Annotated in this window: 1 protein-coding gene; it reads right to left on the bottom strand. The window is 58.8% G+C overall.

The window, feature by feature from the left end; all coding sequences use genetic code 11:
* Nucleotides 1-49: 49 nt before the first annotated feature.
* Complete coding sequence (locus E1189_RS26380) at nt 50-415, bottom strand: HNH endonuclease (RefSeq protein ID WP_155158172.1); 366 nt, start codon at nt 413-415, stop codon at nt 50-52.
* Between the last annotated feature and the right edge of the window lie 5 nt (nt 416-420).

Genomic DNA, 420 nt, shown 5'->3' with positions numbered 1-420 from the left:
GACGGGGGCGGCGGTCAGTTAGGGAAAGGCTGTAGAGATTTCTCCCCCCCTACCCCTTGCTGGCTCGCTCTGTGGCGGTCTTGTGGTTGTGGCACGTGGTGCAGAGTGTCTGCAGGTTGCCTGGCTCGTCCGTGCCTCCTGCGGCCTTTGGTGTGATGTGGTCAACGTGCCGACCTTCACGAATCACACCCTTTCTTTTGCATTCCTGACACAGATAGCTGTCACGCTTGAGGATCTGGGCACGTAGCTTCTGCCATTTGTAGCCGTAACCACGCTGGGTGGTGTTGCCTTTCTTCTGCTGCCACTTGTTCCAGCTGCCTTCTTCCGGCTGGTGTTTGTCGCAGTAGCCAGAGCGGTGCGTGGTTGTGCCCGGGCAGCCGGGCTTTCGGCAGGCTCGCTTGAGTCTTGCTGGCATTTATT

Source organism: Parendozoicomonas verongulae (assembly GCF_009711465.1).
In the GTDB taxonomy this organism is placed as follows: domain Bacteria; phylum Pseudomonadota; class Gammaproteobacteria; order Pseudomonadales; family Endozoicomonadaceae; genus Sansalvadorimonas; species Sansalvadorimonas verongulae.
This window is presented reverse-complemented; position numbering and strand designations above follow the sequence as displayed.

What these genes read in the sequence shown, in the direction of transcription:
- E1189_RS26380 (WP_155158172.1), bottom strand. Translation starts at nt 415, where the DNA reads ATGCCAGCAAGACTCAAGCGAGCCTGCCGAAAGCCCGGCTGCCCGGGC.